Here is a 17,075-nt window from a genome sequence, read left to right on the forward strand (position 1 = left end):
GTACGATCGGGAAACATGGCTGGTCGAAGGCGGGTGCCGAAACACGGTGTCGTGGTGCTGTGCCTGCTGCTCGCCTCGCTGGTGGCCTGCGGCGGGAGCCCGACGCCGACCGACTCCGTCAAGGCCGATGTGCAGCACCTGCTCGACCGGCGGGCCGCGGCCGTCCTCGACCGCGACACGGCGGCGGTGGCCGGGACGGGCGCCGCGGGCTGGTTCGAGGACGTCAGCGCGGTGCCGCTCGCCTCCTGGTCCTACAAGGTGACCGGCGTCCACCGCACCGGTGAGACGGCCACCGCGGACGCCGAACTCCGCTACCAGATCCAGGGATACGACCAGGCCCCCGTGACCGTGGCCCGCGTCCTGGACCTGTCCCGGGACGCGTCCGGCCGCTGGTACGTCGTCAGCGAGAAGCCCGCCCACAAGTCCTCGCAGCAGCTGTGGGACCAGGGCGAGGTGACCGTCGTCCGCGGGAAGCACAGCATGGTCCTCGGCGTCGGCCAGTCCGGCGAGAGGCTGCACGTTTTCGCGGACCTGGCCGACCGCGCCGTGCCCGCCGTGTCGGACGCCTGGGGCACCGCCTGGTCCCGGCACGTCGTCGTGCTCGTACCCAAGTCCCTGGAGGGGATGGCGGGTCTGCTCGGCTCACCTGCCTCCTCGTACCGCGGGATCGCGGCCGTCACCACCGGTGAGACGGGCGCCCCGGCGCGGGCGCCCGCGGACCGGATCATCGTCAACCCCGACGCGTACGGTCTGCTCGGCACCCTGGGCAGGCAGGTCGTCCTCACCCACGAGACCACCCATGTCGCCACCCGCGCCGACACCACCGCCGCGACCCCGCTGTGGCTGTCGGAGGGGTATGCCGACTGGGTCGGGTACCGGGGCACCGGCCGTACCCCGGCCGAGGTCGCGCCGGAGCTGGGGGAGGCCGTCTCCGCGGGCCGGGTGCCGGCGGCCCTGCCGTCCGACGCGGACTTCGGCTTCGACGGCAGTGCGTCCGGTCTCGCGGTGTCCTACGAGAGCGGCTGGATGGCCTGCCGGATGATCGCGGACCGGTGGGGCGAGGCGAAGCTGGGCGCGTTCTACCGGGCAGTGGGCACGCACACGAAGCGGCCGGGTGCGGTGGAGGAGGCCGTGGCGAAGGTGCTCGACACCGACCTGAAGGCCTTCACCGCCGCATGGCAGGAGTACCTGCGCGATCAGCTCGGCTGATCCAACTGCTCGACGGCCTCCGCCAGCCACGCCCGCTCTGCCCGGCCCGTCGCCCGCGCCACCCGCAGCATGCCCTGGCGGAACAGGTCGTCCGTGTCCTCCGCGCGCACCGGTCCGCCGCCGTCGTAGAAGAAGCTCGTCGGTGCCTCCAGGAACTCCAGCCGCCGCCGCAGCACGGCCGCCTGCTCGCGCCGGTCCGGCAGGTGCCGCAGGAACGCGAGGACGGTGTTGAAGCGGACCTGGTCGGTGATCTCGGCCTGCTTCGGGTGCCGCAGCCGCTGAAGGAGGTCCTCGCGGCCCCTTTCGGTGAGCGACAGGGTCCGGCGCGGCGCGGCGCTCGTCCCGGGCTCCGCGCGCTCGTCGAGCAGGCCCGCCCTGACGAGCCGGGTGATCGCCGGATAGAGCGCCCCGTCGCTGACCGGGCGGACATGGCCGGTCAGCGCCTTGATGCGCTCCTTGAGCTCATAGCCGTGCAGCGGTCCCTCGGCGAGGAAGCCGAGGATCGACAGCTCCAGCACTGCATTCCTCCTTGCGGGGGGCGTGGCGCCATGCTACCTCTTATCGAGATACCTCGATTCGAGGTATCTCGTATCGAGGGGGATTGCTCCGTGAACAGCCATCGCAAGCAGCTCGTCGCGCTCGCCCACCCCGTCTACCTCGGCCTTCTGGCCTCCGTGGCCGCCGGGATCATCAACACCATGTGGGTCTCCCGGCTGGGTGGCTCCGCCGTCGCCGCCGTGGCCGTGGCGACCAACACCGAGAACGTGCTGCTGGGCGTCGCGCTCGTCTTCGGCTCCGGTACGACCGTGCTGGTGGCGCACGCCCGGGGCGCCCGGGATCCAGGCGGGGTGCGGGCGGCCGTGCGCGGCGGCCTGGCGCTGTGGGCGCTGGTCACGCCGGTGGTCGCCGTGGGCGGCTTCCTGCTCCGCGAGCCGCTGGCCCGGCTGGTGCTCGACGGCGGCCCGGCCGTGTCCCTGGCCACCGCCTACTTCGCGATCTCCCTGCCGGGCATCGCCGTCTTCTTCGCCCAGCAGCTCGTCGACGGCGTCCTCAAGGGCGCGGGCGACACCCGGACACCCATGCGGCTCGCCCTCCTCGCGAACGGGCTGATCCTGGTGTGCGACCCGTTCCTGATCCAGGCGTACGGGGTCCGGGGCGCCGCCGCCTCGACCGTGCTGTGCCGGGCGGTGGCCCTCGGGGCGGGACTGGTCGTGCTGCGCCGGAACGCGCTGCTGCGGTCCTGTGCGGGGGCTCCGGCCGGTGTCTCCCTGCGCGGGACGCTGGGCACCGGGCTCCCCATGGCCGCCGACTTCACCGTGCGGCAGGGCGGGGCGCTCGTCCTCGTCGCGATCGTGGCGCGGCTCGGGGTGACGGCGGTGGCCGCGTACTCCATCGCCTACAAGGTCATGTACGTGGCGACGATGGCCTTCTACGCGGTGCGGCAGGCCGCCTCGATCCACACCGCGCATCTGCGGGGCGCCGGGCGGGACGCGCGGCGGGCGGTCGGACGGGAGGCGGTGCTGGTCTCCGGGGCGGTGGGGCTCGCGGCGGCCGCGCTGCTTCTCGTGACCGCCCCCTGGATCATGGCCGCCTTCGGCGCGGGGCCCGAAGTCGCCCACGACGGGGTGTTGTTCCTGCGCTGCGTCGGCCCCTACTTGCTGCTGATGGCCTGCTTCATCGCGCTCGGCGGGGTCTTCGAGGGCAGTGGGGGAGCACCGGTGCTGCTGAAGGTGACGCTGCTCGGCACGGCGGTCCAGCTGACGCTGGCGTACACCTGCACGAGCCTCGGCCTGCCCGGCGTGTGCCTGGCACTCGCGCTGGCCATGACACTGCAGTGCGGGATCGCGCTGCTCCTGTTCCGTCGGGCGGGTGCGCGGGTTCAGGGGGAGGTGGAGGTCTCGCGGGCGGGAGTGGTGGCCTGATCCGGGGCGTGGTCGGCGCGGGTTGTGGGGCGAGGTGTCGCGCATGGCGTCCGTGAGCGGGGTCGGGTGGTTCAGGGTGCTGGCCGGTGTCCGGGTGTAGGGGGAGGTGGAGGTCTCGCGGGTGGGGGGTGGTGGTCTGATCCGGGGCGTGGTCGGCGCGGGTTGTGGGGCGAGGTGTCGCGCATGGCGTCCGTGAGCGGGGTCGGGTGGTTCGGGGTGCTGGCCGGTGTCCGGGTGTAGGGGGAGGTGGAGGTCTCGCGGGTGGGGGGTGGTGGTCTGATCCGGGGCGTGGTCGGCGCGGGTTGTGGGGCGAGGTGTCGCGCATGGCGTCCGTGAGCGGGATCGGGGGCTTCAGGACGCCGACCCGTGTCCGGGTTCAGGAGGAGGCCGAGGCCTCTCGGGTCGGGGCGGCGGGCTGGTCCGGGACCGGGGGCGGCGGGGTCTGCTTCGGGACCGTGGCCCGCCACAGCTCGCGCATGCCGATGACCGTGGCGAGGACCAGCAGGCCGTTGCGCACGAGCAGGAGGGCGATGCCGCGCGGGGTGCTGCCCACGACGTCCGCGAACCAGATCGGGAACTCCAGGACCGTCACGAAGCACGCCGCCAGCACCAGGACGGCCGGGAGGCCCATCCGGCTCGCGCGGAAGCACAGACAGGCCGCCGCGAGGCCGACCAGCCACACCATGTACTGCGGGCTGATCACCCGGCTGGTGGTGGTGAACATCAGCACCGCCACCAGCGCCGCGTCGGCCGCCGTGTGCGCCTCGAACCGCGTGGCCGTCAGCCGCCACAGCAACAGCAGTCCGAAGGCCATGCCGGTCAGCGTGATGGCGGCCGTACTGACGGCGGTCACCCAGGGGCCGAGGAACTCGACCGAGCCGTAGTTGAGCAGGACCGAGCCGTCCCAGCCGTGATGGCGGGCGATGTGGAAGACCAGGGAGCCCAGCGACTCCACCTCGGTGCCCCGCTCCCGCTGGAAGGTCAGAAAGGCGAAGGCCCCCGGCATCGCCACCGAGAACACTCCGGCGACCACCGCGACCGTCGCCGCCGCCGAGGCCCAGACGCTGCGCCTGCGGATGCCGACCAGGATCAGCGCCGGCCACACCTTCAGCATGGCCCCGAAGCCCACCAGCGCCCCCGCCGCCTTCGGATGCCGGGCGGCCGCGAGAACCGCGGCGACCGCCACCGCGGTCACCATCACGTCGTAGCGGGAGTAGACGGTCGGCCCGAGCAGAGGTACGCCCGCCACCCAGACCCAGGCCCCCCGCAGCCGCCGCCCGGGGCGCAGGCCCGCGTACAGCAGCAGGAGGAGGACGGCCAGGTCGGCGGCGAAGGCGATCAGGAAGAAGGCCTGGGTGTACTCCAGGAAGGGCAGCAGCGCGGGGGAGAGGATCGCGAGTGCCGCGGCCGGCGGGTACTGCCAGGTCACGTCGTCCTGCGGGAACGTTCCGGTGCGCAGGACGTCGTACCAGCCCTGGTAGATGACCGACACGTCACTGGTGACGTCCGGGCCTGGGAAGACGTACACCTTGTAGACCCACAACAGGAGCAGCAGCCTGGTCACGCCCCAGGTCAGCAGCAGTCCGGTCAGGGATCGCCGCCAGGCCGTCGTCTCCACGTGATCCCCTGCCGTTCTCGTGCGGTCTTGAGGGGAACATGATGTCCCGCTCTCCTGTGAGGGTGCCATAAACGTGGCCGCGCCCGGCTGTGAGCAGCGGGTTCGGTAGGGTCGGCCGCGATGCACAAGACCCTGATCGTGACGAACGACTTCCCGCCCCGCCCGGGTGGCATCCAGGCGTTCCTGCACAACATGGCGCTACGGCTCGACCCCGAGCGCCTGGTCGTCTACGCCTCCACCTGGAAGCGGGGCCGGGAGGGCGTCGAGGCGACCGCCGCCTTCGACGCCGAGCAGCCCTTCACCGTCGTACGGGACTCCACGACCATGCTGCTGCCGACACCGGGGGTGTCCCGGAAGGCCGTCGGGCTGCTGCGGGAGCACGGCTGCACGTCGGTGTGGTTCGGGGCGGCCGCGCCGCTCGGGCTCCTGGCCCCGGCGCTCAGGAAGGCCGGTGCGGAGCGGCTGGTGGCGACGACCCACGGGCACGAGGCCGGGTGGGCCCAACTTCCCGCGGCCCGGCAGCTGCTGGGCCGGATCGGGGAGTCGACGGACACGATCACCTATCTCGGCGAGTACACGCGGTCGCGGATCGCCGGGGCGCTGAGCCCGAAGGCCGCCGCACGAATGGTGCAGCTGCCGCCGGGGGTCGACGAGAAGACCTTCCATCCCGGGTCGGGCGGCCACGCCGTGCGGGCACGGCTGGGACTGACGGACCGGCCGGTGGTCGTGTGCGTCTCGCGGCTGGTGCCGCGCAAGGGGCAGGACACCCTCATCCTCTCCATGCCGCGGATCCTGGCCGAGGAGCCCGACGCCGTGCTGCTGATCGTCGGAGGCGGGCCCTACGAGAAGGAGCTGCGCAAACTCGCCCACGAGACCGGGGTCGCCGACTCCGTGCGCTTCACCGGGGCCGTGCCCTGGGCCGAGCTGCCCGCGCACTACGGCGCCGGGGACGTCTTCGCGATGCCGTGCCGCACCCGCCGGGGCGGGCTCGACGTGGAGGGGCTCGGGATCGTCTATCTGGAAGCCTCGGCCACCGGACTGCCCGTCGTCGCCGGGGACTCGGGCGGTGCCCCGGACGCCGTGCTCGACGGTGAGACCGGCTGGGTCGTGCGGGGCGGCTCCCCCGAGGAGGCCGCCGAACGGATCACCGTCCTGCTCGGTGACGCGGAACTGCGGAGGCGCATGGGGGAGCGGGGACGGGAGTGGGTCGAGGAGAAGTGGCGATGGGACTTGTTGGCGGAAAAGTTGAAGGCATTGCTATAGCAGGATGCCGATAATCCGCCGATGCTGCGCGCATGGCAGCAAAACTGATACAGCGTCAGCTGACTAGACGTCAGATCCTTGGTATGGCCGCCCTTCAGACGGCGGCCACTCTCGGCTTCACCCGCGTCGGGCTCCAGTCGGCCCGGGCGGACGAGCCCGCCGCGGTCGAGTCCGCGCCCGCCATCGTCGTCGGCTCCGGCTACGGCGCCTCCGTCGCCGCCCTGCGCCTCGGCCAGGCCGGCATCCGCACCCTCGTCCTCGAGATGGGCCGGCTCTGGAACACCGCCGGTCCCGACGGCAAGGTCTTCTGCAACACCGCCAATCCCGACCAGCGCTCCATGTGGTTCCGCACCCGCTCCGAGGCGCCGCTGGCCACCTTCCTGTGGCTGGACGTCGTCAACAAGGACATCAGCCCCTACCCCGGCGTCCTGGACCGGGTCCACTTTCCCAACATGTCCGTCTTCGTGGGCCGGGGCGTCGGCGGCGGCTCCCTCGTCAACGGCTCGATGGCGGTCACCCCGCTCCAGTCCTACTTCGCCGAGCAGTTCCCGAGCGTGGACGCGAACGAGATGTACTCCACGTACTTCCCGCGCGCCCGCGCCATGCTCGGCGTCAACACCATCGACCCGGCCTGGTTCGAGTCGACTGAGTGGTACAGGTTCAGCCGCGTCTCCCGGAAGCACGCCCAGAACACCGGTCTGAAGACCACCTTCGTGCCCAGTGTCTACGACTTCGGCTACATGCAGCGCGAGGCCGCCGGCACCGCCACCAAGTCCGCTCTCGGCCAGGAGGTCATCTACGGCAACAACTTCGGCAAGAAGAGCCTCGACAAGACGTATCTTGCGTCCGCGCTAGGCACCGGCAACGTCACCATCCACACCATGGAGAAGGTCACCGGGATCAGCCGGGCGAGCGACGGCAGTTGGGTGCTGAGCGCCGAGCGCATCGACTACACCGGCGCGGTCGTCGAGACCAAGCAGTACTCCTGCGCCTATCTGTTCCTCGGTGGCGGCAGTCTCGGCACGAGTGAACTCCTGCTCCGGTCACGGCAGTCGGGGACCCTCCCGGCGCTGGACGCGAGCGTCGGAGCGGGCTGGGGGCCCAACGGCAACACGATGCTCGGGCGGGCCAACCACCTGTGGGACACCGTCGGCGCCAACCAGTCGACCATGCCGGTCATGGGCATCGACGACTGGGCCAACACCGACAACCCCGTCTTCGCCGAGATCGCGCCCTTACCCACGGGACTCGAACACTGGGTGAGCCTGTATCTGGCCATCACCAAGAACCCGCAGCGCGCCAGGTTCTCGTACGGCAGCGGGGGGTTGAGCCTCGACTGGAGCGCCGCACAGAGCGCGGTCTCCTCCGGCATGGCCAAGAAGCTCTTCGACCGGATCAACTCCGCCAACTCGACCATCTACCGGTACGACCTCTTCGGATCGCCCAGCAGGGTCTTCGCCGACGACTTCACCTACCACCCGCTCGGTGGCTGCGTGCTGGGCAAGGCCACCGACAACTACGGCCGCGTGAAGGGCTATTCGAGGCTGTACGTCACCGACGGCTCGCTGATCCCCGGCAACATCGGGGTGAACCCGTTCGTCACCATCACCGCGCTCGCCGAACGCGCGATGGCGCGGGTCCTCGTGGAGGACACCGCGCCATAGGCCCCGTACGGGCGACTACTTCGCGTAGATCGCCTCGATCTCGTCCGCGTAGTCCTTCGCCACCACGTTCCGCTTGAGCTTCAGGGACGGCGTGAGGTGGCCCGTCTCCTCCGTGAACTGGGAGGACAGAATGCGGAACTTCCGCACCGATTCCGCCTTCGACACCGCGGCGTTGCCGTCGTCGATCGCGGCCTGGATCGCCGCGTTCAGGTCCGCGTCCCCGGCCAGCGACGCCGCGGTGGAACCCGCCGGCTTGCCGTGCTCCTCGGCCCAACGGCCCAGGAACTCCTCGTCGACGGTGATCAGCGCGCCGACGAACGGCCGCCCGTCGCCCACCACCATGCACTCCGCGACCAGCGCGTGCGCCCGGATACGGTCCTCGATCACGGCCGGGGCGACGTTCTTGCCGCCCGCGGTGACGATGATCTCCTTCTTGCGGCCGGTGATCCTGAGATAGCCGTCCTCGTCGAGGGTGCCGATGTCACCGGTGTGGAACCAGCCGTCGGTGAGCGCCTCGGCGGTCGCGGCCTCGTTGTTCCAGTAGCCCTTGAACAGGTGCTCGCCGTGCAGCAGCACCTCGCCGTCGTCCGCGATCCGGATCACCGAGCCCGGCAGCGGCTGCCCGACCGTGCCGATCTTCGTGCGGTCCCAGGGGTTGAAGGCGGTCGCGGCACACGACTCGGTCAGGCCGTAGCCCTCCAGGACCGTGAAGCCGATGCCGCGGAAGAAGTGCCCGAGGCGCTCGCCCAGCGGGGCGCCACCGGAGATGGCGTACTCGCCGCGACCGCCGAGGACGGCCCGCAGCTTGCTGTAGACGAGTTTGTCGAAGGTCTTGTACTTGATCTTCAGACCGAGCGACGGGCCCGACGGGGTGTCCAGCGCCTTGCTGTAGGCGATCGCCGTGTCGGCGGCCTTGTCGAAGATCTTGCCCTTGCCGTCCGCCTGCGCCTTGGCGCGCGCCGAGTTGTACACCTTCTCGAAGACGCGCGGCACGCCGAGGATCAACGTCGGCCGGAAGGACGCCAGTTCGTCGGTGAGCTGCTTGATGTCCGGGACCATGCCCAGCTTGATCGGCGCCATCATCGGCGCGATCTGCACCAGCCGCCCGAAGACGTGCGCGAGCGGCAGGAAGAGCAGGACCGAGCACTCGCCGGTGCGGAACAGCGGGCGCAGCCGCTCCACGATGTTGCCGCACTCCGCGAAGAAGCTGCGGTGGGTCAGCACACAGCCCTTGGGCCGGCCGGTGGTGCCGGAGGTGTAGACGATGGTCGCCGCGTCGTCGGCCTTCGCCAGCGAGCTGCGCTCCTCGACGGTCGCGTCGCTGATGTCCTTGCCCGCGCGGCCCAGCTCCTCGATCCCGCCGCCCTCGATCTGCCAGACGTGCTTGAGCGCGGGCAGCTGCTCACGGACCGACTCGACGGCCGCGCTGTGACCGTCCAGCTCCACGACACAGGCGGTCGCGCCCGAGTCGCTGAGAATCCACTGGATCTGCTCCGCCGAACTGGTCTCGTACACCGGCACGGTGACCGCGCCCGCGCTCCAGATCGCGAAGTCGAGCAGCGTCCACTCGTAGCGGGTACGGGACATCAGACCGACCCGGTCGCCCGGCTGGACGCCGGAGGCGATGAGCCCCTTGGCGGCGGCGTGCACCTCGGCCAGGAAGGCCGTGGCCGTCACGTCCTGCCACTGACCGGCCACCTTGCGGGCGATGACGGCGACGTCAGGATGCTGCGCGGCGTTTCTACGGACAATATCGGTGAGATTGCCGTCCGCAGGGACCTCGTACAAAGCCGGAAGGCTGAACTCGCGCAAGACTGCTGCTCCTCATAGGGCGCCGGCGCCACGACGTTGTGTGATGCGACGGTCGGTCCAAGGCTCGGGCAGGTGCTCAGGATTTCAGTAATTGAATGCTGAGCACGACTGGACTGCCCGGACGTTACCCGCCGGTATGGCTTCTTCGACAGGGGGCCCGGCGAGATGTTCGCTGCGTCACACGATTGGGGTTCCCCGGCACAGTAGTCCACCTGCTTGCCGACTGGCCAGTAACCGCAGGCCCGGTCGGCACTGTTCACGTATGCCGCACAGGCTTACCCTTGATCGTCATGGCACCCACACCGGCCGGAAACCGGAAGACACGCGTACATGTGGTGAGTGACGTGCACGGCAACGCCCGTGACCTGGCCAGGGCCGGCGAGGGTGCCGACGCCCTGATCTGCCTGGGCGACCTGGTGCTGTTCCTGGACTACGCCGACCACTCGCGCGGCATCTTCCCCGACCTGTTCGGGACGGAGAACGCCGACCTGATCGTGGAACTGCGCACCGCCCGCCGCTTCGAGGAGGCGCGGCAACTCGGGGCCCGGCTGTGGGGCGGGATCGGCGCCGACCGGGGCTCGGTGATCGAGACGGCGGTGCGCAAGCAGTACGCCGAGATGTTCGCCGCGTTCCCGACACCGACGTACGCGACCTACGGCAATGTCGACATGCCGCCTCTGTGGCCGGAGTACGCCGGACCCGGCACGACCGTGCTCGACGGCGAGCGGGCGGAGATCGGCGGCTGGACGTTCGGCTTCGTCGGCGGCGGGCTCAGGACCCCGATGCGGACGCCGTACGAGATCGACGACGAGGAGTACGCGGCGAAGATCGAGGCGGTCGGCGAGGTGGACGTGCTCTGCACCCACATCCCGCCGGAGGTGCCGGAGCTGGTGTACGACACGGTGGCGCGGCGGTTCGAGCGGGGGAGCCGGGCGCTGCTGGCCGCGATCCGCCGCACCCGGCCCCGCTACTCGTTGTTCGGCCATGTCCACCAGCCCCTGGTCCGGCGGATGCGAATCGGGGCGACCGAGTGCGTGAACGTGGGGCACTTCGCGGGGAGCGGGAAGCCGTGGGCGCTGGAATGGTGACTCCGTCCGCGCGGTAGCCTTCACGCTGCACAGACGTGCGTACCACCCTTCCTCACCGGACCTTATCTGGAGGAGCCACGGCGATGGCGGAACACACCAGTTCGAGCATCACGATCGAAGCTGCGCCGGCCGACGTCATGGCCGTGATCGCGGACTTCGCCCGCTACCCGGACTGGACGGGTGAGGTGAAGCAGGCGGAGGTGCTCTCCACGGACGCGTCCGGCCGTGCCGAGCAGGTCCGGCTGGTCATGGACGCGGGCGCCATCAAGGACGACCAGGTCCTCGGCTACACCTGGACCGGCGAGAACGAGGTCTCCTGGACGCTGGTCAAGTCCCAGATGCTGCGGCAGCTGGACGGTTCGTACGTGCTGAAGCCGGCGGGTGCGGGGGCGACCGAGGTCACCTACCTGCTGACGGTCGACGTCAAGATCCCGATGCTCGGCATGATCAAGCGCAAGGCCGAGAAGGTCATCATCGACCGGGCGCTGGCGGGGTTGAAGAAGCGGGTCGAGTCGGGGCAGTAGGGGCGCGTTTTCGGGTGCGGGCCCGTCGTGGCTGGTCGCGCAGTTCCCCGCGCCCCCAAGAAGCTGGGTACAGCTGGACCGGCCGCGACTGTACCCACTCAGGGGCGCGGGGAACTGCGCGACCAGCCCCCACCGGCCTGCAGCCGGACTGAACCGCCGCGTCCGTTACGGTTCACCCCTATGCGCACCATCCTGATCACGGGCCCCGGCGGCAGTGGCCGTACGACCGTCGCCGCCGCCACCGCGCTCGCCGCCGCCCGCGAGGGAACCCGCACTCTTGTGCTGAGCGCCGACCGGACCGACACCCTGGGCACGGTCCTCGGCGCGACAACCGGCCCCACCCCCACCCAGGTCACCCCCACCCTCACCGCCTGGCGCCCCGACGCCACCGCGGGATTCCGGGACGACCTCGCCGCCTTCCAGGACCGTGCCTCCCACGTGCTCGACCTGCTCGGCGCCTCCCGCCTCGACCCCGAGGAGGTCACCCCTCTCCCCGGCGCCGAGGAACTCACCCTCCTCCGGGCCCTGCGCGACGCGGCCCTCTCCGAGCGACATGAGCTGCTGGTCGTGGACCTGCCGCCCACCCCGCAGGCCCTCGCCCTCCTCTCCCTCCCCGAGGAACTGCGCCGCTACCTGCGCCGACTCCTCCCCGCCGAGCGCCAGGCGGCCGCCGGCCTGCGCCCCGTCCTCGGACGGCTCGCCGGCATCCCCATGCCCTCGGAGTGGCTGTACGAGACCGCCGCCCGCTGGGACACCGAACTCGGCGCGGTCCAGGCCGTCCTCGCCGACCGGCAGGCCGTGCTGCGACTCGTCGCCGAACCCGGCCCCGCCGGCACCGACGCCGTACAGGCCGCGAGCCTCGCCCTCGCCCTGCGCGGCCTGCGCCCCGACACCCTGGTCGCCAACCGGGTCGTGCCGGAGGACTGGCCCGCGGGACTCGTCGCCCAGCAGCGCAAGGCCCTGGAGGAGTGGCAGGAGTCCTACGACGTCCGGGCCGTCCCGCATCTCGGCCATGACCCGCGCGGGGACGACGACCTCGGCGCGCTCGCCGTCCCCGGGGTCAACGACACGACCTCCACCGTCGAGTGGCGCGTCGTCGACCACCTCGCCGAGGACGGCGTGCTGGTCTGGCACATCCCGCTGCCCGGCGCCCTCCGCGACGAGCTGGACCTGGTCCGGCGCGGCGACGAACTCGTCGTCAGCGCGGGGCAGTTCCGACGGATCGTCCCGCTGCCCTCGGCCCTGCGCCGCTGCACCGTGGCCGGCGCCGCCCTGCGCGAGGGCGAGCTGCGGATCCGGTTCGCGCCGGACCCGGATCTGTGGCCCCGCACCCCGTGAACCGCGTACGCCCATTCGGGTAACGTCGTAGGGACGAACCGTAGTCAGGAGTCCGTCATGAGCGAAGAGCTCCCCCCGTCCGACGCCGCTGACCGTGAGCCCGCGGAAGCCGTGGACGAGGTACGGGCGACCGACGCCGACGCGTGGGCGACGGCGGCCGCTGAGGACCTCGCGGCGGAGAAGGCCCGCCGCCGCACCCAGTACGGCCCGCCCCCGGGCTCGGCCGCCGAAGAGCTGCGCAAGCTCGTCGACAACGTCGCCGAGAAGCTGTCCGGCCTCCAGTCCCCGCTGCTCGGGGGCATCGCGGGACCCGCCGCCCAGCAGGTGGTCAAGCAGGTCGTCCAGCAGGCCAAGGCCGCGGTCGAGCCGGTCATCGAGCGCAACCCCGACGTCTTCGACCACCTCGCCGCCGCCGGTGGCGAACTCCTCGCCGCGTACCGCTCCGCGGTCCAGGCGCAGGAACAGCGCTGGAGCCGACGTGACGACACCCTGCGCGGCAAGGGCGAGGACCCCGGCCCCGAGCGCATCGACTTGGACTGAAACCCCCTGACGGCAGGGCCTCGGGTACGGTTGCCGTAGCGGGGCTCGACCGAAACTGAGGGATTCATGGGACTCACCATCGGCGTCGACATCGGCGGCACGAAGATCGCGGCCGGCGTGGTCGATGAGGAAGGCAACATCCTCTCGACCCACAAGGTGCCGACCCCGGGCACGGCCGAGGGCATCGTCGACGCGATCGCCTCGGCGGTGGAGGGCGCGCGCGCCGGGCACGCGATCGTGGGCGTGGGCATCGGTGCGGCCGGATACGTCAACCGCCAGCGCTCGGAGGTCTACTTCGCCCCCAACATCCACTGGCGCAACGAGCCGCTGAAGGAGAAGGTCGAGACCCGTGTCGGCCTTCCGGTCGTCGTGGAGAACGACGCCAACGCGGCCGCGTGGGGCGAGTACAAGTTCGGCGCGGGCAAGGGCCACCGCAACGTCATCTGCATCACGCTCGGCACCGGCCTCGGCGGCGGCATCATCATCGGCAACAAGCTGCGCCGCGGCCACTTCGGCGTGGCGGCCGAGTTCGGCCACATCCGCATGGTCCCGGACGGCCTCCTGTGCGGCTGCGGCAGCCAGGGCTGCTGGGAGCAGTACGCCTCCGGCCGCGCCCTGGTGAGGTACGCCAAGCAGCGCGCCAACGCCACCCCGGAGAACGCCGAGATCCTCCTCGGACTCGGCGACGGCAGCCCCGACGGCATCGAGGGCAAGCACATCTCCATGGCCGCCCGTCAGGGCGACCCGGTCGCCGTCGACTCCTACCGCGAGCTCGCCCGCTGGGCCGGCGCGGGCCTCGCCGACCTGGCCTCCCTCTTCGACCCCTCCGCCTTCATCGTCGGCGGCGGCCTCTCCGACGAGGGCGAACTGGTCCTGGACCCGATCCGCAAGTCCTACAAGCGCTGGCTGGTGGGCGGCAACTGGCGCCCGGTGGCGGACGTCATCGCCGCCCAACTGGGCAACAAGGCGGGCCTGGTGGGCGCGGCGGACCTGGCGAGAGAGCCCGACCCGATCATGTAGGGGTGGCTTTTCCGCTTCAGGGGCGTGGGGCGCGGTCCCCGCGCCCCTTCCTCTTGGGCGTAGATTGATCCACATGGTTCTGGTCAAGGTCCTGAGCTACAACATCCGCTCGATGCGGGACGACACAGACGCGCTGGCCCGAGTCATCCAGGCCTGCGAACCAGATCTCGTCCTGATCCAGGAAGCCCCCCGCTTCTTCCGCTGGCGCAAGAAGCTGGCAAGGCTGGCGTCGGCCGCGGGACTGGTCGTCCTCACCGGGGGCGGCACCGCGGCGGGCCCCGCGATCCTCTGCAACCTGCGGGCCACGGTCGAACGTACGGAAGACGTCCTCCTCCCCCTTGCCCGGGGCCAGCACAGAAGAGGTTTCGCCACGGCCGTCGTACGCATCGGCGGAGCCCGGCTCGGCGTACTGAGCTGTCACCTGTCCTTGCAGAAGGACGAGCGCTACGACCAGGCAGGCATGCTCCTCGACCGCCTGGCCGGCATGGGCGTGGAGCACGCCGTGGCCGGCGGCGACCTCAACGAGCGCCCCAGCGGACCCGCCTTCAGCCGTGTCGCGGACAGCCTTCAGGACTGCTGGGCGACCAGCCCCACCGGCGGCGAGGCCACCTGGACCCGCACCGAACCCCACCGGCGCCTCGACGCGATCTTCGCCACGAAGGGCATCGAGGTGCGCGGCTGCGGCGTCCCCCTGGACCTCCCCGGGATCACGGAGACAGACCTGAGGGCGGCCACCGACCATCTCCCGGTCCTGGCCACCCTCGACATCCCCGCGAGCTGAGCCGGACTAGACGACCGCTCCCCGCCCGGGATTCTCGTCGTCCTCGTCGTCCGCCCGCATCCGCGTCACCAGTGTGACGAAGCCGCCCAGAAACCCGCCGATCCCGACCGTGGCCAGCCACCACGTCATCTCCCAGCCGAGCAGCACCGCGACCAGCAGCAGGACCGGGCCGCCCAGCACGCCCAGCCAGGCGAACTTCGCGGTGGTGTCGGCGGCGGGCAGCGGCGGCGGCTCCGGCGGCACGAAGTGCCCCTCGTCGTCCTCCTCGAAGTCGTCCTCGGACGGCTCGGGGCCGCTGTAGTCACGGGGTCCGACGCCGGGCGCGAAGGAGATGGAACCGCCCAGCGGCTTCGCCGGCTTCTCGTCCTTCTTCGGCTTGGGCTCCGGCTTCTCCAGCGCCGTCACCGTCGGCTCGTCGTTCGTCTCGGTCTCAAGAAGCGCGAGATCCTCGACCGACTTGAACGGCTTGGTGCCCGGCGGGTCCTTCGGCTCCTCGCCGTACCCGGCGACGATGGCCGCCCACGCGGCCTCCTCGTCGAACGGGACGCCCTGCTCCTCGGGCTCGTGGCCCTCGCGGTCTTCGCGTTCGGAGTCGTGCTCAGCCACGGGCGGCCGTCCCTTCACTGCCGATGCCGGTGGTGTGCCGGCCGATGAACGCGAGGCTCTCGTCGAAAATCCGCTCCGCGTCATGGTCCAACGTCGCCACGTGGTAGCTCTGTTCCAGCACGATCTCCGTCACGTCCGTCGAGGACACCCGGCTCAGCACGCGCGCGGAGTCGGCCGTCGGCACCACATGGTCCTGCGTGCTGCGCAGCACCAGCAGCGGCTGGGTGACCTGCGGCAGCTCGCCGTCGACCTGGCGGAAGAAGGTCCGCAGGGAGTGCGCCGCGTGCAGCGGCACCTTGTCGTACCCCAGCTCGACGCTGCCCTCCTTCTTGATGTCACTGGCGATCCCGGGCGCCGTACGGACGAAGTGGCGGGCCACCGGAAGGGCGTAGGGCGCGAGGCCGTGCATACGGTTCGCCGGGTTGACGACGACGACACCGCTGACCGCGTCCCCGTGCTTGGCGGCCAGCCTGAGGGCCAGGGTGCCGCCCATGGACAGGCCGGCCACGAACACGGAGGTGCAGCGCTCGGTGAGGGCGCGCAGCTCGCGGTCCACCTCGGCGTACCAGTCCCGCCAGCCGGTGAGGGCCATGTCCTGCCAGCGGGTGCCGTGCCCGGGCAGCAGCGGCAGGGAGACCGTCAGGCCGTGCGCGGCGAGGTGCTGGGCCCAGGGCCGCAGTGACTGGGGGGAACCGGTGAAGCCGTGGCAGAGAAGGACACCGGCCTCCCCGCCGTCATGGCGGAACGGCTCGGCTCCGGGGAGGACCGGCACCTAGGTCTCCTGTTCATGAAAGAAGCGTGAGCAAGTCCAGGTGTGGTTCACCGTACGCGACCGCACTGACACCGACCAGGGCCGTCGGACTGTTTGACAGGGCTCCGGGTTAAGGTCTGTTCGACGGACACAGGAGGCACTCGGTTGTTGTACGGCACGATGAAGGTCGCCATCGGCGGGCCGCTGAAGGTTGCCTTCAGGCCCTGGGTGGAAGGCCTTGAGAACATTCCCGCCGAGGGCCCGGCCATCCTGGCGAGCAACCACCTCTCGTTCTCCGACTCCTTCTTCCTGCCCGCGGTCCTCGACCGCAAGGTCACCTTCATCGCGAAGGCCGAGTACTTCACCACGCCCGGGGTGAAGGGCCGGCTCACGGCCGCCTTCTTCAAGGGCGTCGGCCAGCTCCCGGTGGACCGCTCCGGCGCGCGCGGCGCGGGCGAGGCGGCCATCAAGAGCGGCCTCGACGTCCTGGAGCGCGGTGAGCTGTTCGGCATCTACCCCGAGGGCACGCGCTCGCCGGACGGGCGCCTCTACCGCGGCAAGCCCGGCGGCCTCGCGCGCGTGGCGCTCGCCAGCGGCGCCCCGGTCATCCCGGTCGCCATGATCGACACCGAGAAGATCCAGCCGCCGGGCAAGGTCATGCCCAAGCTGATGCGGCCGGGCATCCGCATCGGCGAGCCGCTGGACTTCAGCCGCTACCAGGGCATGGAGCACGACCGTTTCGTACTGCGCGCGGTGACCGACGAGGTCATGTACGAGATCATGAAGCTCTCCGGCCAGGAGTACGTCGACATCTACGCGACCGCCGCCAAGCGGCAGATCTCGGAAGCGGCCAAGGCCGAGAAGGCCGCCAAGGCGGCTGCCGCGAAGGCCGAGCAGGACAAGCCCGGGCAGTCGGCGTCCTAGGATCCTGGGACAGCA

At 71.1% G+C, this 17,075-nt stretch carries 16 protein-coding genes; 11 read left to right on the forward strand and 5 right to left on the reverse strand.

Annotated elements, in window-relative coordinates; translation table 11 throughout:
- Positions 1–15 precede the first annotated feature (15 nt).
- A complete protein-coding gene (locus RKD20_RS32315) occupies positions 16–1,209 on the forward strand; it encodes a hypothetical protein (protein ID WP_424880783.1) in 1,194 nt (397 codons plus the stop codon).
- Here RKD20_RS32315 and RKD20_RS32320 read toward each other — a convergent pair.
- Complete coding sequence (locus RKD20_RS32320; protein ID WP_424880784.1) at positions 1,197–1,727, reverse strand: PadR family transcriptional regulator; 531 nt, start codon at positions 1,725–1,727, stop codon at positions 1,197–1,199. The genes RKD20_RS32315 and RKD20_RS32320 overlap by 13 nt on opposite strands.
- A gap of 90 nt (positions 1,728–1,817) precedes the next feature.
- Here RKD20_RS32320 and RKD20_RS32325 point away from each other — a divergent pair, with 90 nt between their 5' ends.
- Positions 1,818–3,131, forward strand: coding sequence for an MATE family efflux transporter (locus tag RKD20_RS32325; protein WP_424880785.1), 1,314 nt, complete (start codon positions 1,818–1,820; stop codon positions 3,129–3,131).
- Positions 3,132–3,507: 376 nt separating this feature from the next.
- Here the strand turns inward: RKD20_RS32325 and RKD20_RS32330 are convergent, their stop codons facing one another.
- The gene (locus RKD20_RS32330) at positions 3,508–4,749 is read right to left on the reverse strand and encodes a glycosyltransferase 87 family protein (RefSeq protein WP_424880786.1); all 1,242 of its coding nucleotides are present in this window, start codon (positions 4,747–4,749) and stop codon (positions 3,508–3,510) included.
- 120 nt (positions 4,750–4,869) lie between these two features.
- Between RKD20_RS32330 and RKD20_RS32335 the strand changes: the two genes are divergently transcribed.
- Together RKD20_RS32335 and RKD20_RS32340 are read left to right on the forward strand one after the other, a co-directional pair.
- Positions 4,870–6,012, forward strand: coding sequence for a glycosyltransferase family 4 protein (locus RKD20_RS32335; protein WP_424880787.1), 1,143 nt, complete (start codon positions 4,870–4,872; stop codon positions 6,010–6,012).
- Positions 6,013–6,095: 83 nt separating this feature from the next.
- Positions 6,096–7,676: a GMC oxidoreductase gene (locus RKD20_RS32340; protein ID WP_424880788.1), complete on the forward strand. Its 1,581-nt coding sequence runs from the start codon at positions 6,096–6,098 to the stop codon at positions 7,674–7,676.
- A 15-nt stretch (positions 7,677–7,691) separates the two neighbouring features.
- Here RKD20_RS32340 and RKD20_RS32345 read toward each other — a convergent pair whose 3' ends face one another.
- Positions 7,692–9,488: an AMP-dependent synthetase/ligase gene (locus RKD20_RS32345; RefSeq protein ID WP_424880789.1), complete on the reverse strand. Its 1,797-nt coding sequence runs from the start codon at positions 9,486–9,488 to the stop codon at positions 7,692–7,694.
- 290 nt (positions 9,489–9,778) lie between these two features.
- Between RKD20_RS32345 and RKD20_RS32350 the strand changes: the two genes are divergently transcribed.
- The 6 genes from RKD20_RS32350 (at position 9,779) to RKD20_RS32375 (ending at position 14,779) form a co-directional block, all read left to right on the forward strand.
- Positions 9,779–10,576 (forward strand): metallophosphoesterase family protein, encoded by a 798-nt coding sequence (locus tag RKD20_RS32350; RefSeq protein WP_424880790.1) that lies wholly within the window; start codon positions 9,779–9,781, stop codon positions 10,574–10,576.
- Between the two features lie 83 nt (positions 10,577–10,659).
- Positions 10,660–11,100 carry an SRPBCC family protein gene (locus RKD20_RS32355; RefSeq protein WP_007381461.1) on the forward strand — a complete coding sequence of 147 codons (441 nt, stop codon included), beginning with the start codon at positions 10,660–10,662 and terminating at the stop codon, positions 11,098–11,100.
- Positions 11,101–11,280: 180 nt separating this feature from the next.
- On the forward strand, positions 11,281–12,438 hold the full coding sequence (locus RKD20_RS32360; RefSeq protein WP_424880791.1) for an ArsA family ATPase: 1,158 nt from the start codon (positions 11,281–11,283) through the stop codon (positions 12,436–12,438).
- Positions 12,439–12,495: 57 nt separating this feature from the next.
- On the forward strand, positions 12,496–12,978 hold the full coding sequence (locus RKD20_RS32365) for a DUF5304 family protein (protein WP_424880792.1): 483 nt from the start codon (positions 12,496–12,498) through the stop codon (positions 12,976–12,978).
- Between the two features lie 66 nt (positions 12,979–13,044).
- Complete coding sequence (locus RKD20_RS32370; RefSeq protein WP_031061936.1) at positions 13,045–13,998, forward strand: ROK family glucokinase; 954 nt, start codon at positions 13,045–13,047, stop codon at positions 13,996–13,998.
- Positions 13,999–14,071: 73 nt separating this feature from the next.
- Complete coding sequence (locus RKD20_RS32375; RefSeq protein ID WP_424880793.1) at positions 14,072–14,779, forward strand: endonuclease/exonuclease/phosphatase family protein; 708 nt, start codon at positions 14,072–14,074, stop codon at positions 14,777–14,779.
- A gap of 6 nt (positions 14,780–14,785) precedes the next feature.
- Here RKD20_RS32375 and RKD20_RS32380 read toward each other — a convergent pair whose 3' ends face one another.
- Positions 14,786–15,385, reverse strand: a complete 600-nt coding sequence (locus tag RKD20_RS32380; protein ID WP_424880794.1) for a hypothetical protein — start codon at positions 15,383–15,385, stop codon at positions 14,786–14,788.
- Positions 15,378–16,157, reverse strand: coding sequence for an alpha/beta hydrolase (locus RKD20_RS32385; RefSeq protein ID WP_424880795.1), 780 nt, complete (start codon positions 16,155–16,157; stop codon positions 15,378–15,380). Before RKD20_RS32385 ends, RKD20_RS32380 begins: the two co-directional genes overlap by 8 nt.
- A gap of 147 nt (positions 16,158–16,304) precedes the next feature.
- On the opposite strand from RKD20_RS32385, the gene RKD20_RS32390 reads away from it, so the two are divergent.
- On the forward strand, positions 16,305–17,060 hold the full coding sequence (locus RKD20_RS32390; protein WP_078612643.1) for a lysophospholipid acyltransferase family protein: 756 nt from the start codon (positions 16,305–16,307) through the stop codon (positions 17,058–17,060).
- Positions 17,061–17,075: the final 15 nt, after the last annotated feature.

Origin of the sequence: Streptomyces sp. SLBN-8D4 (genome assembly GCF_049739545.1) — a bacterium.
GTDB classification, from domain to species: domain Bacteria; phylum Actinomycetota; class Actinomycetes; order Streptomycetales; family Streptomycetaceae; genus Streptomyces; species Streptomyces canus_C.